16 protein-coding genes, 2 pseudogenes and 1 other annotated feature are annotated in these 25,717 nt (G+C 46.9%); of the genes and pseudogenes, 3 read left to right on the plus strand and 15 right to left on the minus strand.

Features of this window, described 5'->3' with window-relative positions:
- Positions 1-135: 135 nt before the first annotated feature.
- From VSQ32_08025 to VSQ32_08040, 4 genes are all read right to left on the minus strand, one after another.
- Positions 136-456: a DUF1540 domain-containing protein gene (locus VSQ32_08025; protein ID MEH2942812.1), complete on the minus strand. Its 321-nt coding sequence runs from the start codon at positions 454-456 to the stop codon at positions 136-138.
- Positions 457-589: 133 nt separating this feature from the next.
- A complete protein-coding gene (gene thrS, locus VSQ32_08030) occupies positions 590-2,560 on the minus strand; it encodes a threonine--tRNA ligase (GenBank protein MEH2942813.1) in 1,971 nt (656 codons plus the stop codon).
- 22 nt (positions 2,561-2,582) lie between these two features.
- The gene (locus VSQ32_08035; GenBank protein MEH2942814.1) at positions 2,583-2,849 is read right to left on the minus strand and encodes a hypothetical protein; all 267 of its coding nucleotides are present in this window, start codon (positions 2,847-2,849) and stop codon (positions 2,583-2,585) included.
- 424 nt (positions 2,850-3,273) lie between these two features.
- Positions 3,274-3,780, minus strand: coding sequence for an SEC-C metal-binding domain-containing protein (locus VSQ32_08040; GenBank protein ID MEH2942815.1), 507 nt, complete (start codon positions 3,778-3,780; stop codon positions 3,274-3,276).
- A 426-nt stretch (positions 3,781-4,206) separates the two neighbouring features.
- On the opposite strand from VSQ32_08040, the gene VSQ32_08045 reads away from it, so the two are divergent.
- On the plus strand, positions 4,207-5,787 hold the full coding sequence (locus VSQ32_08045; protein MEH2942816.1) for a fused MFS/spermidine synthase: 1,581 nt from the start codon (positions 4,207-4,209) through the stop codon (positions 5,785-5,787).
- A 38-nt stretch (positions 5,788-5,825) separates the two neighbouring features.
- Here VSQ32_08045 and VSQ32_08050 read toward each other — a convergent pair whose 3' ends face one another.
- The 6 genes and pseudogenes from VSQ32_08050 to pheT all read right to left on the minus strand — a co-directional run bounded on the left by VSQ32_08050 (position 5,826) and on the right by pheT (position 12,776).
- Complete coding sequence (locus tag VSQ32_08050; protein MEH2942817.1) at positions 5,826-6,818, minus strand: glycoside hydrolase family 5 protein; 993 nt, start codon at positions 6,816-6,818, stop codon at positions 5,826-5,828.
- 63 nt (positions 6,819-6,881) lie between these two features.
- Complete coding sequence (locus tag VSQ32_08055; GenBank protein MEH2942818.1) at positions 6,882-7,289, minus strand: PIN domain-containing protein; 408 nt, start codon at positions 7,287-7,289, stop codon at positions 6,882-6,884.
- The gene (locus VSQ32_08060; GenBank protein ID MEH2942819.1) at positions 7,286-7,507 is read right to left on the minus strand and encodes a type II toxin-antitoxin system prevent-host-death family antitoxin; all 222 of its coding nucleotides are present in this window, start codon (positions 7,505-7,507) and stop codon (positions 7,286-7,288) included. The genes VSQ32_08055 and VSQ32_08060 overlap by 4 nt, the downstream gene beginning before the upstream one ends.
- A 175-nt stretch (positions 7,508-7,682) precedes the next feature.
- A pseudogene (locus VSQ32_08065) lies at positions 7,683-8,650 on the minus strand (hypothetical protein).
- A 632-nt stretch (positions 8,651-9,282) separates the two neighbouring features.
- Positions 9,283-10,350, minus strand: a complete 1,068-nt coding sequence (gene queA, locus VSQ32_08070) for a tRNA preQ1(34) S-adenosylmethionine ribosyltransferase-isomerase QueA (protein ID MEH2942820.1) — start codon at positions 10,348-10,350, stop codon at positions 9,283-9,285.
- Between the two features lie 5 nt (positions 10,351-10,355).
- Positions 10,356-12,776 carry a phenylalanine--tRNA ligase subunit beta gene (gene pheT, locus VSQ32_08075; GenBank protein MEH2942821.1) on the minus strand — a complete coding sequence of 807 codons (2,421 nt, stop codon included), beginning with the start codon at positions 12,774-12,776 and terminating at the stop codon, positions 10,356-10,358.
- A gap of 171 nt (positions 12,777-12,947) precedes the next feature.
- Here pheT and VSQ32_08080 point away from each other — a divergent pair.
- Positions 12,948-14,343 (plus strand): annotated as a pseudogene (locus VSQ32_08080) (transposase).
- A 247-nt stretch (positions 14,344-14,590) separates the two neighbouring features.
- Here the strand turns inward: VSQ32_08080 and pheS are convergent.
- The 5 genes from pheS to ilvD all read right to left on the minus strand — a co-directional run bounded on the left by pheS (position 14,591) and on the right by ilvD (position 23,242).
- Positions 14,591-15,610, minus strand: coding sequence for a phenylalanine--tRNA ligase subunit alpha (pheS, locus tag VSQ32_08085; protein MEH2942822.1), 1,020 nt, complete (start codon positions 15,608-15,610; stop codon positions 14,591-14,593).
- Between the two features lie 217 nt (positions 15,611-15,827).
- Positions 15,828-16,074 (minus strand) — a binding site (T-box leader).
- Between the two features lie 55 nt (positions 16,075-16,129).
- Complete coding sequence (locus VSQ32_08090) at positions 16,130-17,071, minus strand: M15 family metallopeptidase (GenBank protein MEH2942823.1); 942 nt, start codon at positions 17,069-17,071, stop codon at positions 16,130-16,132.
- 14 nt (positions 17,072-17,085) lie between these two features.
- Positions 17,086-20,646 (minus strand): transglutaminase domain-containing protein, encoded by a 3,561-nt coding sequence (locus tag VSQ32_08095; GenBank protein ID MEH2942824.1) that lies wholly within the window; start codon positions 20,644-20,646, stop codon positions 17,086-17,088.
- Between the two features lie 63 nt (positions 20,647-20,709).
- Positions 20,710-21,564, minus strand: coding sequence for a deoxyribonuclease IV (locus VSQ32_08100; protein ID MEH2942825.1), 855 nt, complete (start codon positions 21,562-21,564; stop codon positions 20,710-20,712).
- 10 nt (positions 21,565-21,574) lie between these two features.
- The gene (ilvD, locus tag VSQ32_08105; GenBank protein MEH2942826.1) at positions 21,575-23,242 is read right to left on the minus strand and encodes a dihydroxy-acid dehydratase; all 1,668 of its coding nucleotides are present in this window, start codon (positions 23,240-23,242) and stop codon (positions 21,575-21,577) included.
- Positions 23,243-23,430: 188 nt separating this feature from the next.
- Here ilvD and VSQ32_08110 point away from each other — a divergent pair, with 188 nt between their 5' ends.
- Positions 23,431-25,713: an ATP-binding protein gene (locus VSQ32_08110; GenBank protein ID MEH2942827.1), complete on the plus strand. Its 2,283-nt coding sequence runs from the start codon at positions 23,431-23,433 to the stop codon at positions 25,711-25,713.
- Positions 25,714-25,717 lie beyond the last annotated feature (4 nt).

Raw genomic sequence — 25,717 nt, forward strand, 5'->3', positions numbered from 1 at the left:
AACAGGAAGAAGAATTCTGAATTTTTCGCTCCAGACTTATTCTACTTCCTGCTTTTCCATATTACAAGTATTTTTTTCGAAATTTAATAAATTATTAAACAGTCTGACATGAGGAGGGGCCCACGCAACCGTTCGTTATCTGCAATGACAGTCAAAGCTGGCACATTCCGTTTCTCCGCAGCTGCAGGCGTTGCTTCCTGCAATCCCGATTTCTTTTGCATTACACTGGCAGTTCTCATTAAAATCACAGTTGGTTGCCTGGCATCTTACGCTGATGTCTTTGCTGGGGCTGCCTGTCACTGCATTTGTCATGCTGTCCGTTCTCTCCCGAAAACTTTCACAGCAGGTCTCATTTGGTCTGGAAGCATCACGTCCGCCAATGGTGATATCTCCTTTGGAACAGAGATGTTCCTCGTTGTACATACAGTTTTTTACAGAACATTTTAACTGAGTCATTTTAAATCTCCTTTCTTACTCACAACAATCCTGCGAATCTGGCGTCCAGGCTCAGTATCCGCTGTATTAGTATTGGAAAATTCAAAATGATTTATACATTGCCTGCTGTTTAAAAGTTATCCGGCCGGCATTTTTATTTTTTCTGTTCTTCTGCCATTTCTTCTTTCCGAATTTCTTTTGTACGAATTTCCCGGCAAATCTGGCTGATGAAATCTCCCAGAAGCTTCACGCCTTCATCCCCTGCAAAACGGCTGCGGACAGATACGGTCCCGTCTGCTTCTTCCTGCTGTCCCACTACCAGCATATAGGGAACTTTTTCCAGCCTGCTCTCCCGGATTTTGTAACCGATTTTCTCAGAACGGTTGTCTGTGGTACACAGAATGCCATTTGCCTTTAATTCTTTTTCCACTGCTGCCGCATATGCTTCATATTTGTCAGAAATCGGCAGCACTCTCACCTGTTCCGGGCACAGCCAGGTGGGAAATTTGCCGGCATATTTTTCAATAAGCCATGCCAGCGTCCGCTCATAGCAGCCCATGGAGGTTCTGTGAATGATACAGGGACGGACTTTATCCCCGTTCTGGTCAATATAATACATGTCAAACTGCTCTGCCAGCAATGCATCCCACTGAATGGTAATCATGGTATCTTCCTTGCCGTAGACATTTCTGGCATTGATGTCGATTTTCGGCCCGTAAAATGCTGCTTCTCCCACATCCTCCGTATATTTTATGCCCAGTTCATTCATAATATCACGCATATGCTGCTGGGTTTCTTCCCAGACTTCCGGCTCGCCGATATATTTCTCCTGGTTTTCCGGGTCCCATTTGGACAGGTGGTATGTCACATCTTCTTCCACACCCAGCACGGACAGACAGTGTTTTGCCAATGCAATACAGTTCTTAAATTCTGCCACCATCTGGTCCGGTCTTACAATCAGATGGCCCTCGGAAATGGTGAACTGGCGGACACGGGTCAGCCCGTGCATTTCTCCGGAATCCTCGTTACGGAACAAAGTGGAGGTCTCTCCGTAACGCAGGGGCAGGTCACGGTAGGAATGCTGTTCTGCCTTGTATACATAATACTGGAACGGACAGGTCATGGGACGCAGAGCCAGCACTTCTTTGTCTTTTTCTTCTTCTCCCAGTACAAACATCCCATCGGTATAGTGGTCCCAGTGGCCGGAAATCTTATATAAATCAGATTTTGCCATCAGCGGGGTTTTGGTACGGATATAGCCCCACTCATTGTCCTCCAGATCCTCAATCCACCGCTGCATGGTCTGGACAATTTTGGCTCCCTTCGGCATTAACAGTGGCAGGCCCTGGCCAATCACGTCCACGGTGGTAAACAGCTTCATCTCCCGGCCCAGTTTATTGTGATCCCGTTTCTTAATATCCTCCAGATGTTCCAGATAAGCGTTCAGCTCCTCTTTTGTGGCAAAGGCAGTGCCGTAAATCCTCTGAAGCTGGGCCTTATCGGAATCTCCTCTCCAGTATGCCATGGAGGAGGAAATCAGCTTAAATGCCTTAATGGGTTTAGTGCTCATCAGATGGGGGCCGGCGCATAAATCTGTAAATCCTTCCCCCTGCTTATAAAAGGAAATCTCCGCATCCTCCGGCAAATCCTCAATCAGTTCCACCTTGTAGGGTTCTTCTTTTTCTTTCATAAACTGAATGGCTTCCGCCCTGGGAAGGGTGAATTTCTCCAGCCGGTTTCCTGCTTTGATAATTTTCTTCATTTCTTTTTCCAGATTGTCCAGATCCTCTCTGGAAAAGGGCTCCGCCTCGAAATCATAGTAGAATCCTTCGTCTATGGAAGGGCCGATAGCCAGTTTCGCATTGGGAAATAAATGTTTGACAGCTTCCGCAAGAACATGGGAACAGGTGTGGCGGACCGTGCGGATTCCTTCCGCATCTTTCTGAGTTAAAATATTCAGCTCACAGTCTCTGTCAATGACAGTCCGCAGGTCAACGGTCGTTCCGTCCACTTCCCCGGCGCAGGCCATTCTGGCCAGTCCTTCGCTGATATCCAGGGCTATGTCATACACACTTTTTTCTTCACTGTATTCCTTTACGGAACCATCTTTTAATGTGATTTTCATATTCTGTATTCTCCTTTGTCATCTAATTGAAATGAATTACGTCGTCTTCCTCGTCCGGTTCGTCCCATTCTTCCGGCAAATCCCCTTTGTATCCGTTCCCGTTTCCGTTGTATCTGTTCTTGCTGCCATTGTGGCAGCCAACGGTGGTATATTTGATACGCCGGGGCGCAAAGATATAACCTATAATAATTCCGCCCAGCAGGCTGGTGGTGATTGTCAGCACATATTCTTTCCTGGTCATTTCCACCACATCTGTTAAGGTTTCCATCCATCGTTTCATTTTACACATAAGAATTCTCCTTTCAAAAAAATCCCATGCAGTATATAAATACTGCATGGGACGTAATATACGCGGTTCCACCCTGCTTGTTCTGTCCTATAAAGTATACTTATTGAACTGATTATGCTCAATAAAGTACAGAAACAGAACCTCTCATTCCGACGGTAACGGAGTCACCGGGCTTATGCCAGCTCAAGGGCGGTCTTCGGCTGCTTCCTGCCAAACCGTTTCCAGCTCCCGAACAGTTCTTCTGTTCTTCGACGGTTCTCTCTGCCTGTTCTTTCCTAATATAATCATTCTTTCTCATATTATATTTTCTTATATTATATATAGAAGAAACCCGGCATTTCGCAGCTTACTCTTCCTGTCAGCGCCTTTTCTGATTCAGTTCTCTATTACTATAATCCTTTTTTCTTCATCTGTAAAGGGATTTTTACTTATTTCTTCCGCAGCACTTTTTGTATTTTTTTCCGCTGCCGCAGGGACATGGGTCGTTGGGATAAATTTTTTCCTCTTTTATAATCGTACCGGACTTCTTCTGCTCCAGATACAGTCTGTGTCTGGTTTCTTCATCATAGATTTTCTCCCACTGGGGAAGCTCATAGAGCCAGTCTGCCTTTGCATCCACCATATTTTTGTAGAGCTTCTCCTTATCAAATGCCAGACTTACCCTGGTGTCTTCTTCCATTTCTTCAATGGGATTCGGGGTAATCAGACTGTCATTAATACCGTCCAGAAATCCTGTCATATCCATAATGGACAGTTCGTATTTCTCCGCCAGTTCCTTTACGGTTCCTTCTACCGGCTGATCCGGATTCTCCAGTAACTGCTCATACACACCTTTTTCCAGAAGAAAATATCTCTGCCAGAATCTCTGAAGTTCTCCTTTGTTGGTTTCCTGATTGTATGCAATATCTTTCCACTGTTCTAATAATGCCATATTAAATACCATCCTTTACCACTTATTCTGTACCTGTCCTGTACATACTTATCATAGTATAAACCATTTCCCTGGGTTTTTCAAAGGTATTTTTTATAAATTTCCCGGATTAGCGTGCCCAGGGTATTTCCTGTAAGATAAAAAACCCCCGCAAGGCTGTGCCTTACGGGAGTTTTTTAAAAAGGGGAGGATAAGTATTTAACCTTATCTTTGGTTCAAAGCATTCTGCTTTTACCGTTCAGGACAAGTGGGGGCTTTGTCCTGTTCGGATGGTAATAGTATGAACCGTTTCTGTTCTTTTATACAACATTTTTAAAATTTTTGCTATTTTTATTTCTGTTATGTTAAAATAGGTAGTAACAGTTCAGCCGGCGCCATGCGCTGGACGGAACTATAGAATAAAATAACCCATAAAGGTGGTAGCTTATGATTCAAAAAAATATTTCAGGTAACAAATATTTTCTGTATGTCACAGAATTTTTCTCCGGCATGTCCGTAATGGCTGTGGAACTGGGCGCAAGCCGCCTGATGGCTCCTTATTTCAGCTCTTCCCAGATTGTATGGACGGTAATCATCGGCGTCATCATGATTGCCATGGCCCTGGGAAATGTATGGGGCGGCAGACTGGCAGACAGGACTTCTTCTCCGGACAGGCTGTATGGAAGGCTTCTTCTGGCCTCTGTCTGGATTGCACTGATTCCTTTTGCCGGAAGGTATCTGATTGGCGGGATTTCCCTGCTCCTTGCGGCATTTGTCACCAGTAATTTTCTGGTATGGGCTGCTCTTTTTGCCTGTCTGGCTGTGTTTGCCTTTCCCTGCGTACTTCTTGGGACGGTTACCCCTTCTCTGGTAAAGTACTCGGTAAACAGCCTTGACAACAATGGAAAAACCGTGGGTGAACTTGGGGCGCTGAATACCATCGGAAGCATTATCGGCACATTTCTGCCCACTTTTGTGACCATTCCTTCCGTGGGAACCGCCGTGACCTTTTTAATCTTTTCCGGTGTTCTGGCCCTTATCAGCATTGTTTACTTTGTCTCCATGCGGAAGAAAATGATAACATGCATGATGACCATCGTGCTGATTCTGGTGCTGGGATTTACTTCTTCCAGCTACAGCTTTGCATTCTGGGAACAGGATATTACGCTGGAGGATGAATCTATTTATAATTATCTGCAGGTAAAGGAATCGGACTCTTCTGTGATTCTGTCCACCAACGTACTGTTCGGTGTTCAGTCCATTCTGATGAAGGATTCCAGGCTGACCGGCATGTATTATGACTATGCCCTGGCCGCGCCGCTGATGGCGGGCATTTCTGCCGATAATCCCGGTGACATTCTCATCCTGGGGCTTGGCACCGGAACCTTTGCCAAATACTGCAGCGAATATTTTCCGGGCTGTTCCATAGAAGGCGTGGAAATTGACCGGAAAATTGCGGATCTGGCAGCAGAATACTTTGATTTGCCGGATTCTGTCCGGGTGTCTGTCTACGACGGACGTTCTTATCTTGCCGCTTCTGAGAAAACCTATGATGTGATTATGGTGGACGCCTATCAGGACATTACCATTCCCTTTCAGATGTCCTCCGTGGAATTTTTTACGGAGGTTCGGGAACATCTGGCTCCGAACGGGGTAATGGTGGTGAATATGAATATGAAATCCGGCTCCGAACACTCCATCAATGATTATCTCTGCGATACCATAGGCTCCGTATTTGAACACGTTTATACCGCCCCTGTAAGCGGAGGTACCAACTGTGAGGTTTTTGCGTTTCAGTCTCCTGACGTTTTGAACACTTTTGAGACAGGAAGAAAGAGCCTGACAGATGAGGCTCTTTCTGATATGATGGAAACGGTTTCCGGCCAGATAACGCTGCGAGAATCCGGCAATTTAATCCTCACCGACGATAAAGCCCCGGTAGAACTGCTGGGTATGCGGGTACTGGATGAAATTATCGCCGATGAGCTGGATTACTACCGGGAACTGTATCTGGGAGAAATTTTTTAACATCTTTTCTTTCGTACGGTGTCATGGCTGCTGTCATATCATTTCTGTTTCATCTGTTTTACCAGCCAGTTTCCCCAGGGGGTCAGGTCTTTGCTTTTCCAGCCGGAAGTTTTTTGGCTGGCAGATTTAATCAGGGCGGAACTTTCTCCTTTGTTGGAAAGGTTCCAGCCCATATAGCTGATTTTGTTGCTTTTCAGAAATTTCATCCATCGGCTGCCTTCTTCTTTATTCAGGGCGCCATTTCCTGAGGCGTCTGAAATGCCAAATTCCGATACAAACAGAGGCAGTCCCCTGTCCAGGGCTGTCTGAGCCTTCTGCCGCAGGTATTCCCCATGGGTCCCTGCATAAAAATGCAGGGTATACATAAGATTTTTCCCTTTAACCGGACTTTGGGCGGCCGCATCCACGTCCTGGGACCAGTTGGGCGTTCCAATCAGAATCACTGCATGTTTGTCTTTGGAGCGGATGGCCTTTACCACCTTCCCGGCATAGGTTTTAATATCTTCCCAGGAAGTTCCCCCGTTGGGTTCATTGCAGATTTCATAAATCACATTGGTATAATTCTTATATTTCGACGCCATTTTCTTAAAAAAAGCCACTGCTTCTTTTTCATAAGTCCTGGGATTTCCGTCGCTTAAAATGTGCCAGTCGATAATCACATACAGCCCCGCTTTTGCGGCATATTTCACGCCCTGGTCTATCTGTTTCTCCAGTGCCTTGCGGTTGGCGCTGTCTCCGGTACAGTATCCGTTGTATTCACCGGTATACATGGCCAGACGCACCGCATTGATATTCCAGTTCTTTTTCATATAGGAAAATGCTTTCTGATTCACATATTCCGGATACCAGGAAAGCCCGTGGGTGCTCACCCCTCTGAGCTGAACCGTTTTTCCTTTTTCATTCACAAGCCGGGTTCCCTTCACCTTAAGAGCCGGAAGTTTTGCCCCATACACCGGCATACATTCCAGTGTGGTGAGGCAAAGGACTGCCAGCAGACAGGCAAAGAGCGTTCTCACTCTGTTTTTCTTCATAAGCTCCCTTCCTTTCTGTCTGTTTCAGCAATAAAGGCTGTCTGGCCTCAATATACAAATCTGTCAGATGTTCAAAAAATCGGCTGGCGTAATTGCCGGGATTACGGATTTTGAAAAATCTTTCACATTGCGCGTTAAAATATAACTGGAGTTGTTTCTTTCTGCTACTGCATCCACTACTGCGTCCTCAAAATCGGGCATCTCCCGCATGAGTGCTGTCTGGACATCCATTCCCTGTACATCGGCAAAAGTGACAAGCCGGGACAACTGCTCAATCTGTTCCCTTGCCCGTTCTGCCGAGTGCAATGACCTGCGAAGCAGGTAGAAAATATCCGTAACCGCAGAAACTGAAACCATACATTCTGTTTCTGCTTTTATGGCCTTCCGCAAAGCAGCATAAGAATTCTGAAAGAAGGGTTCCCGCTTTCCCAAAATATCCATTATCACATTTGTATCAATCAAAAGATTCATTGTCTCGCCAACCGTTCCTCTCTTTCCACATCTTCCACTGCTGCATCCTGCTCCGGGATAATTCCCACAAGGTTATCCAATATAGCCAGCCTGTCAATAGCGGGGCTGGTTAGACGTGCGATATTTTTCCCATTTCTTGTAATAAAGATATCCTGCCTTGCGGCCAATTCCAGATATTTCCCCAGATTACTCTTAAATTCTGTTGCAGTAACAACCATAAGAAAACCCTCCCTGCAAAATATAGTACAGTCACTTCCTGTTTATATTATACAAAAATCGAACAATTTTGTCAATTTAAAACGTTCGATTTATAATGTTCGATTACTATCATCCATTTAAAAATATACACTTTAAATTGTTTTTATATATGTTTTTTTCACTGAAAGTTTCAAATTACACCAGTTCATACTCTTTTTTCTCAATGACAACTCTGATATCCTCTATGCTTCTGCCTGTTGCAAGTGCAATCTGTTCCAACGTAAAATGATTCGTGTACATATTTAAAATAATTTTTTCTTCCTTTTCCACTCCTCCCCGGGCTCTGCCCTCAGCTCTGCCTTTCTCCCTGATTCCCTGGCTCAAATTACACATTGCGTTCACATCCTCTCTCATTTTATCATTTATAGGGATATTATACTCTGTTTCCATTATCCCCAGCTTTTCATCCGTGGATAGCTCTATGGAAAGCATGGCGCTCAAAAGACGGTGCAGTTCATAGTTTTCATCATGTTCCGGAAGTTTACCGGTTATGCCTATCAGCACAATGTTCAGCAGATCAGGCCCGCCTTTCCACTGACTGGAGCCCAGAACCCTGTCATTTGTAAGATGCACGTAATCCATGCTATTTTCTTCCATGTTCATGCAAATCCGGATGCTGTAAACAGGTTTTATGTCGTCATAATGGGTTTTTACAAAATCCCTCTCTTTCTGAGAAGAAATCAGCCGACTCACATAAAATACCGCCCTGTTCCATATATGGTATCCTGAAGAAATGTCCTTCTGTGCCTCCAGGTTCACGATAATCTGTGAAATTCCGTCTTTCATCCGTACATAAAAGACGATGTCAAACCTTACAAGCCCTTCATTGATTTCCGCACTTTCTGTATTCAGCCCCACAATCCGCTGTCCGTTTTTTCCTTTTGCCGCATTGGTCTGTCCCGGCTCAACCGGAACTGCACTGATGTATGGTTCCCCTTCAATATATGGCACAACATCTTCCGGTTCCATTTTCCGAAACTCATTTACTGTCTTTACCAGGATATGCGCCAGAATGATTTTATTCCCCAGCAGACGCTTCGCCTTTTCATCATACTGTGATCCATATCTGCCGCGTTGATTGCTCTTTTTATCTCCGTGTCCACAACCATCCTCCTTCAGCTTATTTATGGGCAATGTCGTGTTTAACAATATTATACCATAATCACTCCGTGATATGATATGGTAATTTATGCGCACTTCGGCGCTTATAACATCTGTCGATATTATACTATAATCACTCCGTGATATGGTATGGTAATTTATGCGCACTTCGGCGCTTATAACATCTGTCGATATTATACTATAATCACTCCGTGATATGGTATGGTAATTTATACGCACTTCGGCGCTTATAACATCTGTCGATATTATATCCTGAAATACCTTCTTAAGCAATTGGCATTTTTCCTTTAGAATTTTCTGATTTCCCGTGTGCCCGGTCAGGAATCAGAATATAAAAGGTTCTGTTTGTTCGTGTGTGGCTGAAATATACAAAATGCAGGCCGATTTTTTTGATTTTTGCTCTTTTTTGCTGTTATGGCAACTCACTGATTTCGTGCGCTGCCCTGGGAGGTTAAATTGAGAAACTGTTTTTGCAGTCTCTCCTCGCAAAAAATTGACTGTAATGAAACTGACAGAAAGACTCAAACGGATTTTAACTGGTAATCGGATGCCAAAAGCCCGCGAAACCACAGTATTCCTGTACTTTCGCGGGCTTTCCTCCACCCATTTTTTCTCATACCACAAGCATTGCGTCTCCGAAACTGAAAAATCTGTACTTTTCCCGCACTGCTGTTTCATAGGCATGTAGCACATGCTCTCTCCCCGCAAGGGCCGACACCAGCATGACCAGTGTGGATTCCGGCAGATGGAAATTGGTAATCAGGCCGTCCAGCACCTGGAACTGATAGCCGGGATAGATAAATATATCGGTCCAGCCGCTGACTGGCGCTACAACGGTTCCGTTCGGAAATACTCTACTCTCCTGCTGTTTTTTTGCCTGCAGTGCCTTTGCCGCAGATTCAATGGTGCGGCAGCTTGTGGTTCCCACACAGATAATCCGGCCGCCTCGCTGTCTGGTCTCATTGATGATTCTGGCCGCTGTTTCATCAATCTGATAGAACTCAGAATGCATATGGTGATCCTGCACCTGTTCTGCTTTCACCGGCCGGAAGGTGCCAAGACCCACATGGAGAGTGACTTCCGCAATGGAAATTCCCTTTCTGCGGATTTCCTCCAGAAGTTCCGGTGTAAAATGCAGTCCGGCCGTGGGCGCCGCCGCAGAGCCTTCCTCTCTGGCATAAACGGTCTGGTAACGGTTTTTGTCCTGGAGAGGATGGGTAATGTAGGGCGGCAGAGGCATCTGGCCCAGCCGATCCAGAATTTCCTCAAAAATCCCCTCATAGGTAAACTGAATCAGACGGTTGCCCTCTTCCGCGATTTCCAGCACTTCTCCTGTCAGCAACCCTCCGCCAAAGAAAATTCTGGTTCCGGGCCTGGCTTTTTTTCCCGGTTTTACCAGTGTTTCCCATATATCGTTTTCTTTTCTTTTCAGCAGCAGAATCTCGACTCTGCCATGGGTTCCTTCCCGTTCTCCAAAGAGCCTTGCAGGAATTACCCTGGTATTGTTGAGTACCAGACAGTCCCCTGGATTCAGATAATCTGCAATACGGCGAAACCCTGTATGCTCCAGTTCCCCCGTCTCTTTGTGAAGTACAAGAAGACGAGAGGCGGAACGGTCCTCCAGAGGGTCCTGGGCAATCAGTTCCGGGGGCAGCTCATAATAAAAATCTTTTACGTCCATAAAGTCTACTTCCTCAGTTCAATACCCAGTTCTTCCAGAGTTTTCAGAATCTTCTCCATGGCCGGCGCATAATCTGCTTCTTCCAGCGTCTTGTCTTTTGCCCGGAAAGTCAGGGAATATGCCACGGATTTATAACCGGTTTTAATCTGGGCTCCTTCGTAAATATCGAACAGTTCATAGCTTTCCAGATATTTTCCTCCTTTAGCGTCAAATATCTTTTCCACTTCTCCCACCAGAATGTTTTTCTTCATCACCATACTGATATCGCGGCTCACTGCCGGGAATCTGGCAATTCCTTCGTATTTCCGGTCAAAACCGGCCATTTTTACAATTTCCGGCATATCAATCACGGCCACATACACCCGGTCTTTGATAGAATAATTATCCGCCACCTGGGGATGAATCTCTCCCAGATATCCCAGAACCTTTCCATGATACCGGATATTGGCCTGCCGGCCCGGATGGAGAAAAGGTTTTCCGGAATCCGGGTCGCAGGTTATTTTCTCTGTTAATCCCGCTTTTTCAAAAAATTCCTCCACCACGCCTTTCATGGTAAAGAAGTCTCCTTCTCCGTACATGCCCAGGGTAAACTGCATCCGTTCTTCCGGCAGTTCTTCCAGCGGCACCTGTTTCGGCAGATAAATATTTCCCAGCTCGTACAGGCGTACATTTTTATTCCTGCGGTTGTAATTGGTGGACAGAGAAGTGAGCATTCCGTTCAGGGAAATGGTGCGCATAATACTGAAATCCTCTCCCAGCGGATTGGAAATCACCACTGTTTTACGCAGTTCGCTGTCTTTGGGAATCATAAGTTTGTCAAAAACTTTCGGGCTCTCAAAGGAATAAGTCATGCCCTGGCTGAATCCGCAGTATTCCGCCACATTTTTTGCCACTTCCTCCACTCTGAGCTTAAAGGAGAGTTTTCCTGTGGTGGCTTCCCCGTTGGGCAGTGTGGTAGGAATATTGTCATATCCGTAAAATCTTGCCACTTCCTCCGCCATATCCGCCAGACATTCCAGATCCTGCCTCCAGGAAGGCACCAGCACTTCGTCTTTCTCCCTGTCGTAACCCAAATCTATCTTCTGAAAATAACCAATCATGGTTTCTTTTGAAATCTGTGTTCCCAGCAGCCGGTTGACTTTATCCGCGTCAAAAGGAATTCTTCTGCCTTCCTTTACTTTGCCGTATACGTCAACTACACCGCCCACTACTTCTCCGGCTCCCAGTTCTTCGATTAACTGGCAGGCACGGTTGATGGCGTCCAGTGCATTGTTGGGGTCCAGCCCCTTCTCAAATTTGCCGGAAGCGTCCGTGCGCAGACCGATTTTTTTGCTGGAAAGGCGGATGTTGGTACCGTCAAAGCAGGCTGCCTCGAACAGCATGGTCTGCACATCGTCGGTAATCATGGAATTTTCACCGCCCATAATTCCGGCAATACCCACAGCTTTTTCTCCGTCGCAGATCATCAGTACGGACTCATCCATGGTGCGCTCCTGACCATCCAGAGTGACAAATTTCTCCTCTTTGGATGCCCGCCTTACGATAATCTCCCGGCCGGCAATGGTGTCCAGGTCATAGGCGTGCATGGGCTGACCGTATTCCTCCATCACATAGTTGGTAATATCCACGATGTTATTGATGGGACGAATCCCCTGAGAAGCCAGACGCCGCTGCATCCATTCCGGTGAGGGAGCGATTTTGATATTTTTTACCACCCGTGCGCAGTACCGGGGACAGAGCTCCGCGTCTTCCACGGTAACTTTGATATAATCCTTCACATTTTCGCTGTTGCCGGTCTCAGTCACCGCCGGAGGCTGAAATTCTCTGCCGAATGTGGCCGCTGCTTCCCTTGCAAGTCCCAGAACCCCGAAACAGTCCACCCGGTTGGATGTAATTTCATATTCAAACACCACGTCGTCAAGGCCCAGCGCCTGAATGGCGCTTTCTCCCACAATTGCATCTTCTCCGAAAATATAAATACCTTCTTCCGGCGCTTCCGGATACATTTCCCGGTCAGAGCCCATTTCTTCAATGGAGCACATCATACCGTTTGATACCACGCCTCTTAATTTTCCCTTTTTGATTTTAATGCCGCCAGGCGTTTTCTTTCCGTCATGGCCTCCTGCCACCCGTCCTCCGTCCAGCACTACGGGAACTTTCTGGCCTTCTTTTACATTGGGGGCTCCGGTAACAATCTGCACATCTTCCCCGGCGCCCACATCCACCTGGCAGACCACCAGTTTATCTGCATCGGGATGTTTTTCTATTTTTTTAATCTGTCCGATGATGATTTTTTCCAGATCCGCATCCAGCTTTTCATAACCTTCCACTTTGGAGCCGGAAAGGGTCATTGCGTCCATGTATTCCTGAGGAGTTACATCCAGTCCCGGAACATATGCCTTTATCCATGATAATGATGTATTCATAATAATTGATTCCTTTCTCTGATTTTCAATAATAGGCGTTTGCGAAACGCCAGAACCCACATAAATACGGGATTCTTTTTGTTACAAAATAAAACAACTCCTCACTGGTTTGTGGTAAAATTGAGATGTCGAGTAACAATCAACCATCCACCAGAAAGGAGTTGTACCTACATGATACCATACAAACAGCTCTCTTTGGCAGATATTTTTACCGATTGCCAAAATAAATTTGATAATGATAAATATCAGTTCCTTGCACTTCTCGAAAATACCATCAACTTAGATGAAATGGTCCCAGTGTCCTTTATTTCTCATTTCCATGCCGCCACTGGCAGGCCCCGTAAGCATCTGCTTTATCCAATGCTCAGGGCTCTGTTATTACAGCTTATCTTCTCAATCCCAACAACATCCCTGCTGATTGTATTCCTGAAATACTCTCAGGAACTGCGGGACTTCTGCGGGTTTGATGTTGTCCCGGATGCCTCTAAATTCACCCGCTTCAAACAGGAGTTTTTATCGGACTTACAATCCATGTTCGACCATCTTGTTGACTTGACCGAACCGATATGCCATTCTATTGATACACAGAAAGCTTCCATGCTTCTCTTTGATACCTCCGGCATTGAGGCATGGGTTACAGAAAACAATCCCAAATATGCCAACCGTATCATCAAACAGCTGAAAGCCTTCAAAAAAGCAAAAGGGATGGCCGATTCCTTTGACCCTTATAAAGCCGCCTACGGCTCCATGCCTTCCCATGCTGCCGCCAGTCCAGCCATTCAGCAGATGTACATTAACGGGCATTTCTGTTATGCTTATAAATTCGGTATTATTACCAACGGACTCGGCATTGTCCGGGATATTTCCTTTTATAACAAGGACTTTCTTGCGGCTCATCCTGACATCATTGTTGGAAAAAAATCTGATTCCCCGGATGAAGATAAGAGTCTTGCCGATTCCAGGGCATTGGTTCCCACTTTAAAAGATTTCTTTCGGAAGCATCCGCTTATCAATCCGAAAACTTTTCTGGGAGACGCCGCATTTGATTCCATTGAAATCTACAAATACCTGTTACAGGAAGCTTCCTTTGAGAAAGCTTACATTCCCCTCAACGGCAGAATCTCCCTTCCGGAATCCGACTGCCCGCTGAATAAGGACGGCATCCCCTGCTGCCCCAAAGACCCATCCCTTCCAATGAAACGGGAAGGAAGCAAATCCCATCTCCGCTGCGGGCTGCCAACCATGAAGTTTGTATGCCCGAAAATGAAATGGGAGTGGAACAAACTTACAAAGAAATCAAAACGTGTCTGCCACTGTGAAAATCCCTGTACTGAATCCCCCTGCGGCAGGATGTTTTATATTTATCCCGAGAAAAACCTGCGCGCCTATCCTGGTACGCTTCGTGGTACGGCCGAATGGGATTCCACCTATAAGCTCAGGGTAAACGTTGAGAAATCAATCAACCATTTCAAGGACAGCTTCTGTGTTGCCGGACGTAAAACGCAGAATGAAAAAACGCTTCATGCTGACCTGCTTCTCGCCGGGATTACCCAGCTTATTACTGTAATGGTGGCTGATAAACTGCACAGGCATGAATATATCCGCAGTTTAAAACCTCTGATTGCATAACCTTACATACCGCATACCATTTCACGGGCAGATATCCTTATCTGCTTTGTTTTCATGTCTTAAAATCCTTGTTATCCACATCCACCTCCTGTAAGTCCGGCTCAACCGGGCCTTTGCCCTATTGGAATCAAGATTTTGAACTTGTTTCGCAATTACCTAATTTTCAATAATATATCCTGACAGGTTCAGAACTGTTTCAGAAAACGGTCGTCGTTTTCGTACAGCAGACGCATATCGTCAATCTCATATTTCAGCAGTGCAATCCGTTCCAGTCCCATACCAAATGCAAATCCGGAGTACTCTTCCGGGTCAATGCCGCTCATACGCAGCACCCTCGGATGTACCATACCGCAGCCCAGGATTTCAATCCAGCCGGAACCTTTGCAGAACCGGCAGCCCTTTCCGCCGCATTTGAAGCAGGTCACATCCACTTCCGCGCTGGGCTCTGTAAAGGGGAAATGATGAGGCCGGAATTTTACTTTTGTCTCTTCTCCGAAAAGCTGCTTTGCAAATTCTGCCAGCGTTCCTTTCAAATCTGCAAAGGTAATGTGTTTATCAATCACAAGCCCTTCGATTTGATGAAAAGAGGGGGAATGGGTGGCGTCCACTTCATCGGAACGGAATACCCGGCCCGGTGCAATCATGCGGATGGGCAGTTTCCCTTTTTCCATCTCCCGTACCTGGACCGGAGAGGTCTGGGTACGAAGCAGAATCTTATCGTTGATATAGAAGGTATCCTGCTCGTCCTTGGCCGGATGGTTGGCCGGAATATTCAATGCCTCGAAATTGTAATAATCATATTCCACTTCCGGGCCTTCCACCACTTCATAGCCCATGCCGATAAAAATACGTTCCACTTCTTCCAGCGCAATGGTATTGGGATGGCGGTGTCCCACCGGATTTTTCCTGGCCGGAAGGGTTACGTCAATTACTTCCTGTTTTAACCGCAGATCCCGTTCTGCTGCTTCCAGTTTCGCCTTCGTCTCCTCAATCAGTTTCTCAATACTTTCCCTTGTCTCATTGACAAGCTGCCCCACCATGGGGCGTTCTTCGGGAAGTACGTCTTTCATGCCCTTTAAAACGGCCGTCAGTTCTCCCTTTTTCCCCAGAAATGCAACTCTCACGTCATTTAATCTGGCCAGTCCGTCAGAATTCTGAATTTCACGGACTGCTTCTGCCTTAATCTGTTCCAGCTTTTCTTTCATAATCATTCTCCTTTTTATATCAATGTAAAACGCATACGCTGTGCGGATTTGTCCTAAGGGGTACCAGGCTTGCCTGAGGGATACCTCAGGACGTCACATAGTGACATTTTCTATTCGCACGAGTGCGCATAATTTTTTTATCTCACAGGAAATACTTTCACGCCTTAGCATGACACGGTCCTTCCTAATTAAGATAAAAAAATCCCTGTGCAAAATGCACAGGGACGAAATGTTCCGCGGTACCACCCTGGTTTCCAGTCTCCCTTCTTTCTGCATACAGGCGACCGGACTCTCTCTCTGCGTAACGTGCAGACAACGTCATATCCTACTTCTGAAACATGTTTCAGATATGCAGCTCCGGTGGGAAATTCGATTCCTGCCTTCTCTTAAGAGGACTTACAGCCGGTGATCCTCTCTCTCTGCAAGCAGTACAGTTCTCTACTGAACACCTTCTTCGCTTTTACATGGAAATTATTCTAACATGTGTTTCAAAAAACTGCAAGTGTTTTTTTCATCTTTTTACTTTTCAAAATGCTGATAATCCTTCACTGAATTCCAGCTTCCGCCCCAGGTAAAGCCATGCTCCTGAAACAGACGCAGGCATAAATCCCCTTCTGTAATCTTACAGGCAAACTCCCGGCTTCTGTCGGCGTACTCCGTTCCGTTTAAGGGACTTACCAGAAGTTCTCCATCGGAGGTATGCTTCACATAAGGATTATATCTTGGATTAATGTCAATGGCAAGGCCCAGTGCATGTCCGGACAGCCGGGAAGAACCTGCAATTTCCCGGTAGTTGAACGCGGAAGTATTATTGTCGGACATGGAACTTTCATCGTCCCCATCGTATGTATCAATCAAAATCATCTTCTCAATGGGATAGGACTGATGATAGAGTTCCAGCATAATCTCCAGAATATCCTCAGCAATGGACTGATTGACAATCAGTTCCCCAACATGGGTTTCCCCGTCAAGGCCCATATGAAGGACCCGCAGATAGCGCAGCTCTTCCAGAGAAATATTTTCATTTTCCTGCCAGGAAATTCCTGAAATCCGCTGTCGTATTTCTTCGGACAGCTCTCTGCTGTAAAAAAAGCTGTCCAGTGTGTCCTGGGGCACTCCGGCTGTATTCAGAATCTCCCCGGCTGTCATTGCCTGCACATCTGAAAGTTCCGGAATCCTGCCGGATTCCGGGGCGGAGCCGGTTTCCAGTAAATCTCCTGCAAAAGGAACAGGATTCGGCTCCGGGGCTTCTGTGGCGTTATTCACTTCCGGCTCCAGGACTTCCGGAGCAGAATCTGATTTCGGCTCTGCAGAAGCCCTTTCTTCCTGCCGGTCATTTTCCTTCTGCAGCGGCCGGCCGGCCCGAAAATCTCCGGAACAGGCCAGGAACAGAACACAGACTGCCGCCAGCATAAGGCAGCCTGCTGTCCTTTGATATAATAATTTTTTTCTTCTTTTCATTTTTCACACTCCGGCTATTTTACGGTAACCGTTCTGCTCCATGCACTGTACCTGGTTTTGCACTTATATCCGGCGCATTCCGTCCGTACCCGGAATCTCAGATTTTTGTCCGAGGTCTTCAGCCCTGTAATGCTGCACACCAGTTTTCCGCCCTTTGTTTTTACTCTTTTCAGATACTTCCATTTTTTCGTCCTGGCATTATATTTGTACAGCTTTTTCGATTTCACCCGGTAAGCCAGTTTGTATTTTCTGCTGCTCTTATTATACTGGCTGATTTGATAGGTATTTGCATTTTTCACCGGCCTGAAAGAAAGCTCCACGCTTTTGGAAGAAAGACGTTTCACCGTCACCTTTCCAGGGGATTTTGGCTTTACAATACCTCTTGCCTCGCTGGAATAAGGGCCGTAATACGTTCTGCCCTCACTTTTTCCGTACGCCCTGACTTTATAACGGTACATTTTTCCTGCTGTTTTCTTTCTGTCCGTATAGGAGTTCCCGGTAACCGTGTTAATCCTTACGAATCTTCCTTTGGAAGGATTGTAGCGGAATATTTCATATCCCTGGGCATTGGATACGGTATTCCATTTCAGTTTCGTCCGACTGGTGGCGTCAGAGGAAACACTTACGCCTGTCACTTTCTTAAGGGTATCCGGCTGAGCACTCATTCCCGGCTGAGCGCCGGGCTGTTTTGGCACCTGTACTGTCACATTGCATCCTTCATCTGCAGAAGTAACTTTTGCCGCGCCGGAAGCAGAGGAAACCACCAGGGTATAGTTCCCGGAGTCTTTTTTCGAAGCGGAAGAAACGGTAAGTTTTCTCCCTGTCTTCCCGGTCAGAGGCTCACCGTTTTTATACCACTGGTAAGTATGAATTCCTTCCCTCTCCCTAATCTCAGGAGCAAGTTCAAATCCCTGCCCTTCGCCGATGGCAATCTGCCGGGATGAAAACCGGATTTCTGCCGGAACTGGTCTGGGCTGTACCGGCGCCTCTCCACGCCGGGCTTCTCTGGCTCTGACGCTTTCAGCCGCAAATGCCGCATCCACCACATCCCCGGATTCCAGAGAGTTATAATTTATTTCCACCGTCATGGATTTCTCATCTGTAATTTCCTGCCAGACGCTGCCCGCTACAAGCTGGTCAATCACATATCCGTCTGCTGCCTGAATGGTAAACGTACGGCTTTCCCCCGGCTGCAGTGTGACAATTCCTTCTTCCGCTCCTGTTATGCTGCCTCCCGGAGTATTGCTCACAATCACCGATTTGGCCGGGGTTCCGCCGGAGCCTTCGCCTTTCACCGCCATAACGGCAAAGGGACTGAACGATTTACATGTAATGATCAGACCATATCGTGTAACGGTACAGGGTACTTCTTCCACTCCGATAATTTTTCCCGCTTTGTTTTTGATAAAATGGCAGGCTTTGAAGGTCACCCCTTCGTCAGAAGGCCCGTATCCTGCGGGAAATCCGACGGAAACCCGGACAGAGTCTCCCAGTTTTACTATATTCTTTTTACAGGTGAGAAAATTAATATTATATGTCTCGCTTTTTAACACCTGCTCTCCTGGAAAGGTGCTTTCTGCCAGACTGTTCATGGCGTCTGCCTGAGCCTGAGTCGTGGTAGTTGCCACAAGGGTGAGGCCCGTCACCATTTCAGGCGTAAGACCTGTTCCGTCTTCTGTCTCCCAGCTTTCCCAGTTTCTGGCGGAAAGGTCGGCCTGTTCCAGAAGGGAAGGCCTTCCCCAGAGATTATAAAAATATCCTCTGGAACGATATGCACAGATACAGCTTCTGTAAGAAGATGAATAACTGAAGGGATTCGGTACTTTCCCGCTGTCTGTCCCCACCAGGCCGGTAAGGCCGAAGTGATATGTGATAAAATTATCCAGCCACATATTACTGGGCGTAAAATCCAGCTCTACTGTTCTGTCTCCGTCCCAGGTAAAGTTCTCAACTTTGCAATATTGCATGGCTGAAGTATCTGCCTCTTTCACAGATAGTGTAATACCTGCTTCTGCGGCGCCGTCGGCAAGTTTTAACGTATCATCGTATGTAATTTTCAGATGATGGGTTCTTCCAATATCCAGATTGGCAGTCATTACCGGTTCTGCTTTCCGTACATATGGAGGCGGCGTATAAGTTCCGTCAGGATTGGAAAGCTGTTCAGAAGCTGCCTCAAACAACAGGGGATCTCCATGAAAGGCAAGATTCTCCAGGCTGCCGCCATTGTTCCCGTCGTAATTGCCAGGATTTTCACGGGTCACCGCAAATTCCACAAACTGGGCACTGGGCACATACATGGTCAGCTCTGTCTCCGTATCATCCATACTGGGGTATACATCCGGAAGGCAATAAGCCCACTTTCCATACTCCCACCGCTTCGATTCTTCGTAATATTTTGTCTCTTTCATCAGGATATAATTGCCGGTTTCCATGGACTTTGCCGCCCCCATACCCTGATAGCTCACTTTAAATATTCCGGCAGACAGGCCATCGTGCATTCCTTCGCTGTAACTGACTTTCAGACCGTTCTCATTCACCACTTCCTCAAATAAAGGCCCCTGGCCTTCCAGTGCAGGATAGGTAAATTCAAAATCTGCTTCTGACATAATCCCATTGGGCACATGGCGCCTGCCCATAACATCTGCTCCTGCAAGCAGGTACATGGTTCTTTCTCCGCCGTCCAGTCCGTCTCCGTTTTCATTTGGCACAGGCGTAATCGGGTCGTCCATGGTGGCGTCCACTCCGTACCACCTGCCGTCCACCTGCACATAATTCCACATGTGCAGCTCGCCCTGGTCTCTGGCAAGCTGATACATGCCCTGTATCAGCACACAGGGAATCCCCAGGCGGTCCAGCACAGATTTCATTGCCCTTGCATATCCCTCACAAAGGCTTTCCCCTTTTATCAGAGCCCCGTAAGCGGTCCGGATATGTCCTGCATTTTCTTTTTTACAGGTATTTTCCAGCCGATATGTGGTATGATTAATGATTTCGTTATGGGCATATTTCACCTGCTGTTCTGTGAGATTCTCCCCTTCTGCCACAGAAAGGCTCTGAGCCCCTGCCACAATCTCGCCGATTCTGCTCTCATATGCGGCAATGGCTTCTTCCACCTGCTGACTGTTTTCAAATCCTTTTACATAATAGTCGCTGCTTCTGCCGGAACCCAGCCAGGCATGATAATTTCCTCCCCCGTCTCTGGTCACCCGCAGAGAAAGACAGGAAAAATCCACATAAAAAATATCCGGATAATCTGCGCAAAATGCATCTCTGGCAGCTCCCATGGCCAATAGCAGACTGTTGTTTCCGCTTGCGTAACTTTCCAGCTGTTCTGCTGTGACACTCTGACTGGCTGCCAGATCGTAATCTCCGGTTCCTGTTTTAAAAATGCCCTGCTCATACATCTGATACATGGCGTCGTAGAACTTCTTTGCTTCTTCTGTAAGCTGGCTGTAATAGTATCTTTCCTGCGCCGCCCCGTGTACTTCCTTCATGCTGCCGCCGGACAGCTTCGCTGCCAGAGGCAGCATGAACAGAAAAACCAGCAGAATCAGAGATTTTTTCTTCTGTTTCATCAACTTCCTTCCTCCCTTTTCCTGGAAAACATTATTCTGATTCCAAGAATAACATGGGAAAATTCAGGAAGTCAAGCCCTGTTCAAAACTGTTACAAATTTTCCTGAGCAGTGCAATTTCCCTTCCATATCCTTCCAGATCATTAGGCGTCTCCAGGAAGAACGGAAGTTCCCGCAGGGAAGGATGGGTGACAATGGCTCTGAAAGTCTCCAGTCCAATCTTTCCCTCTCCGATTTTCGCATGGCGGTCTTTATGGCTTTCCAGTCCGTAGATACTGTCGTTCAGATGTATGGCTTTCAGCCGCTCCAGACCGATGACAGAACGGAATTCCTCTATTACTTCTTCCAGATGATTTACAATATCATAACCGCTGTCATACACATGGCAGGTGTCCAGACAGACTCCCAGGCGGCTGCTGTCCTCCACCCGGTCAATCATGCCCCGAAGTTCTTCAAAATTCCGTCCCATCTCCGTACCTTTTCCCGCCATGGTTTCCAGCAAAATCGTGGCATGATATCCCTTCTCATTTATCCGGTTCAGCATATCGGCAATCAGCTCCAGGCCCCGTTCAGCCCCCTGTTTCACATGGCTGCCCGGATGGAAATTATACATGGCCTCCGGAAAATACTCCAGCCGGGCCAGGTCGTCGCACATGATATCGTACGCAAACCGGCGCAGCCCTTCCTCCCTGGCACATGCATTCAGCGTATAAGGCGCATGAGCCAGAATCCGTGCGATTCCGTGTTCCTCTGCAAATTCCAGATAAGCGGCAATATCTTTCGGATTCAGTTCTTTTGCCTTTCCTCCTCTGGGATTTCTGGTAAAAAACTGAAAGGTGTTGGCTCCGATTTGCGCCGCCTCTTTTCCCATGGCCAGAAAACCTCTGGCCGAGGACAGGTGACATCCGATTCTCAGCATATCGTCTCCTTTACAGTTCTTTTTTCATAACTGCGCCTTTTGCCCCTGAGGTAACCATCTGGGCATATCTTGCCAGATAGCCTTCCGTCACCCTGGGAGTCCTGGGCGTCCATTCTGCTCTCCGTTTTGCAAGAATCTCCTCCGGCACATCCAGTTCCAGTTTCATTTCCGGGATATTGATTTTGATGGTATCTCCTTCTTCCACCAGTCCGATGGTTCCGCCCACTGCCGCTTCCGGTGACACATGGCCGATGGAAGCGCCCCTGCTGGCCCCGGAAAAACGTCCGTCTGTAATCAGCGCAACGGTGGAACCCAGTCCCATACCTGCAATGGCAGAGGTGGGGTTCAGCATTTCACGCATACCCGGACCGCCTTTGGGCCCTTCGTAGCGGATTACCACCACATCTCCGGCTACGATTTTCCCGCCTTTGATAGCTGCAATTGCGTCTTCCTCACAGTCAAATACACGGGCGGGGCCTTCGTGCACCATCATTTCCGGCGCTACTGCAGAACGTTTTACCACGCTTCCTTCCGGCGCAAGATTTCCTTTTAATACCGCAAGGCCTCCTGTTTTGCTGTAAGGATTGTCAAGGGGCCTTATCACTTCCGGATTCCGGTTGACGCAGCCGCTGATGTTCTCTCCGATGGTTTTTCCTGTTACTGTCATACAGTCCATATGTAACAGATTCAGTTCCGCCAGTTCATTCATCACTGCATACACGCCTCCGGCTTCATTCAGGTCTTCCATATAGGTGGGGCCTGCCGGAGCCAGGTGACAGAGGTTCGGCGTCTTTTCACTGATTTCATTTGCAAATCCAATATCAAAATCAAAACCAATCTCATGGGCAATGGCCGGAAGATGAAGCATACTGTTGGTGGAGCATCCCAGGGCCATATCCACGGTCAGAGCATTTAAAACAGCTTCTTTTGTCATAATATCCCTGGGGCAGATATTTTTGCGGTACATCTCCATTACTGCCATACCTGCATGTTTGGCAAGACGGAGACGGTCAGAATACACCGCCGGAATGGTTCCGTTGCCCGGAAGGCCCATGCCAAGGGCTTCTGTCAGACAGTTCATGGAATTGGCCGTATACATACCGGAACAGGAACCGCAGGTGGGACATGCCTTTTCCTCAAATTCACAGACGTCTTCTTCCGTCATGGTGCCTGCCGCAAAGGAGCCCACCGCCTCAAACATGGAAGAAAGACTGGTTTTTCTGCCCTTAACATGGCCTGCCAGCATGGGGCCTCCGGACACAAATACTGTGGGTACATTGATTCTTGCAGCCGCCATCAGCAGCCCCGGCACGTTCTTGTCGCAGTTGGGAACCATCACCAGTGCGTCAAACTGATGGGCCAGCGCCATGCACTCTGTGGAATCTGCAATCAGGTCACGGGTTACCAGAGAATATTTCATCCCTGTATGCCCCATGGCAATTCCGTCGCAGACTGCAATGGCCGGAAATACCACCGGAACTCCTCCGGCTTCTGCCACACCCAGTTTCACCGCATTTACAATTTTGTCCAGATTCATGTGTCCCGGAACAATCTCATTGTAGGAACTTACGATTCCGACCAGCGGTCTGTCCATTTCCTCTCTGGTAAATCCCAGCGCGTTAAACAGGGAACGGTGGGGCGCCTGCTGCATTCCTTTTTTCACATTGTCACTTCTCATCTTCTCTACCTCTTTCTCTCTTTTTTCTTTATCTTATCAGAAAATACTGTTTTGATGTACTCATTATACCTTCATAGTTGTCTGCTGTCAATACAGTTGTATAATGTTTCTCGTTTCATTGACTTTCCCGGTAATACATGCTAAAATATGGAATGGTTTTGGATTACAAATTCAGGGAGAGAGTTAGCATGAATAAACAGAAAATGAATCATAACTTAATTGAGCACATCCTGAATCTGCTGAGCATCCCGGAAAATCATGATATTGACACAGAAGATTTGCTGGAAAAAGGAAGACATACGGAATTTCCTGATTTACTGGATTCTCAGAATGCCCGGACTGCTTACGAAGTGATAAACTTTATGGACGAAATGCCTGGAGGTTTTCTAATCTACCATGCGGAAGGCAAAGAGGAAATTATCTATGCCAACAAGGCGCTGCTGCGGATTTTCCAGTGTAAAACGCTGAAAGAATTCAAACAACTGACGAATAATTCTTTCCAGGGCATCGTACATCCCGAAGACCTGGATATGGTGGAACAGAGTATCCAGGAACAGATTGCCGACAGCCAGTATGATCTGGATTATGTGGAATACCGGATTATCCGCAAAGACGGAAGTATCCGCTGGATTGAAGATTACGGCCATTACATACATACAGACTCCATTGGAGGAATTTTCTACGTTTTTCTGGGCGACGCCACGGAAAAAAGACAGCGGCAGATTACTGAGCGGACAATTTTATTAAATGAAACCAACCAGAGGGAGCAGAAACTGCAGACCCTGATTGAAGAATATGACAAGGAACGGAAACTGATCAATCAGGAACATCTGCGCCGTCTGGAAGTCATTGAGGGACTCAGTGTCAATTATGAATCCATCCTCTATGCCGACCTGGACACCAACAGAATCCTGCCCTATCGCCTGAGCGAGCGGACAGAACGCCAGTTCGAGAAGAAGTTTCAGGTGAAAGAATTCGGCTGGTATGCCGCTGATTACATCAGTACCTGGGTGTATCCGGAAGACCGGGAAATTGTCACCAAAGTGACCGCACCGGAATATATCCGTAAAAAACTTGCCAATAACAAGACGTATTATGTCAATTACCGCATCCTGCGGGAAGAAGAAATACAATATCTGCAGCTTCGCATTGTAAATGTCAGCAGCAAAGACCATATTTCCCAGATTGTAATGGGCTACCGGAGAATCGACGAAGAAATCAGGCGGGAAATTGAACAGAAAAAAATATTTGAACACGCGCTGGAAAATGCCAATCTTGCAATTACTGCCAAAAATACATTCCTTTCCAACATGTCTCATGACATGCGGACGCCTCTGAATGCAATTTTCGGCTTTACTACTCTCGCCCGCAAACATATGGACGACAGGGAGGCTACGGAAAATTATCTGAATAAAATTGAACATTCCGGCAGACAGCTTCTGAGCCTGATTGAAAAGGTACTGGAAATCTCATGGTTTGAGTCCAATGATACCCGCGTTACGGAATCTGAATGCAATCTGTGCGATATTGTACAGGACGCCCATGAACATCAGCTCCCCCTGGCGGCAGACAAAAATATTACCTTCAATCTGTATACCGCAGACGTCAGACATGCGGATATTTACAGCGACCAGGAAAAACTGAAACAAGTCCTCATGCACCTGACCAACAATGCCATTACCTATACGGAAACCGGCGGTAAGGTGGATCTGGTTGTCGCGGAACTGGAGAAATTCCCAAACGGCTACGCAGTTTACCAGTTTACCGTCCGCGATAACGGTATCGGTATCCATAAGGATTTCCTGAAACATATTTTCAAACCCTTTGAACGTGAAAAAAATACCACATTCAGCGGTATTCACGGCACAGGACTGGGCCTTGCCATTGTAAAAAATCTCGTGGAAATGATGGGCGGTCATATTCAGATTGACACCAAACCGGGAGAAGGCAGTACTTTCACCATCACCCTCCGGTTCCGGGTACAGGCTCATCCCCTTTCCTCCGAGGATTCGGAAGAAGGATTTGCCAACCTGCTGAACAAAAAAATCCTGCTGGTAGACGATAATATGGCCAATCTGGAAATTGAATCGGAAATCCTCCAGGGCATGGGATTTCATGTGGAGACGGTCACCGACGGCAGTATTTCCGTGGAAAAAGTGGGCCAGTCCTCTCCGGGAGATTATGATCTGGTCCTGATGGACATTCAGATGCCCGGTATGAACGGATGGGACGCTACCAAAGCCATACGCAGGCTGGAAGATCCGGTTCTGTCCAGTATTCCCATTATTGCCCTGTCAGCAGACGCTTTCGAGAGCGACAAGCAGATGTCCAGGGAAAGCGGCATGGACGCCCATCTCACCAAACCCATTGATATTCCTCTTCTGCTGGAAACCATTTCCAAAACACTGCAGGCCCACAAACTCTTACAGGGAAATCAGAATCTGACGGCAGCAGAATTTCAGCAGTTATAATATT

Source organism: Lachnospiraceae bacterium JLR.KK002 (genome assembly GCA_036941025.1).
Lineage (GTDB): Bacteria > Bacillota > Clostridia > Lachnospirales > Lachnospiraceae > Petralouisia.

Coding starts and splice junctions, on each gene's coding strand:
- VSQ32_08025 (MEH2942812.1), bottom strand. CDS start 456: ATGACTCAGTTAAAATGTTCTGTAAAAAACTGTATGTACAACGAGGAA.
- thrS (MEH2942813.1), bottom strand. CDS start 2,560: ATGAAAATCACATTAAAAGATGGTTCCGTAAAGGAATACAGTGAAGAA.
- VSQ32_08035 (MEH2942814.1), bottom strand. CDS start 2,849: ATGTGTAAAATGAAACGATGGATGGAAACCTTAACAGATGTGGTGGAA.
- VSQ32_08040 (MEH2942815.1), bottom strand. CDS start 3,780: ATGGCATTATTAGAACAGTGGAAAGATATTGCATACAATCAGGAAACC.
- VSQ32_08045 (MEH2942816.1), top strand. CDS start 4,207: ATGATTCAAAAAAATATTTCAGGTAACAAATATTTTCTGTATGTCACA.
- VSQ32_08050 (MEH2942817.1), bottom strand. CDS start 6,818: ATGAAGAAAAACAGAGTGAGAACGCTCTTTGCCTGTCTGCTGGCAGTC.
- VSQ32_08055 (MEH2942818.1), bottom strand. CDS start 7,289: ATGAATCTTTTGATTGATACAAATGTGATAATGGATATTTTGGGAAAG.
- VSQ32_08060 (MEH2942819.1), bottom strand. CDS start 7,507: ATGGTTGTTACTGCAACAGAATTTAAGAGTAATCTGGGGAAATATCTG.
- queA (MEH2942820.1), bottom strand. CDS start 10,350: ATGGACGTAAAAGATTTTTATTATGAGCTGCCCCCGGAACTGATTGCC.
- pheT (MEH2942821.1), bottom strand. CDS start 12,776: ATGAATACATCATTATCATGGATAAAGGCATATGTTCCGGGACTGGAT.
- pheS (MEH2942822.1), bottom strand. CDS start 15,610: ATGAAAGAAAAGCTGGAACAGATTAAGGCAGAAGCAGTCCGTGAAATT.
- VSQ32_08090 (MEH2942823.1), bottom strand. CDS start 17,071: ATGAAAAGAAGAAAAAAATTATTATATCAAAGGACAGCAGGCTGCCTT.
- VSQ32_08095 (MEH2942824.1), bottom strand. CDS start 20,646: ATGAAACAGAAGAAAAAATCTCTGATTCTGCTGGTTTTTCTGTTCATG.
- VSQ32_08100 (MEH2942825.1), bottom strand. CDS start 21,564: ATGCTGAGAATCGGATGTCACCTGTCCTCGGCCAGAGGTTTTCTGGCC.
- ilvD (MEH2942826.1), bottom strand. CDS start 23,242: ATGAGAAGTGACAATGTGAAAAAAGGAATGCAGCAGGCGCCCCACCGT.
- VSQ32_08110 (MEH2942827.1), top strand. CDS start 23,431: ATGAATAAACAGAAAATGAATCATAACTTAATTGAGCACATCCTGAAT.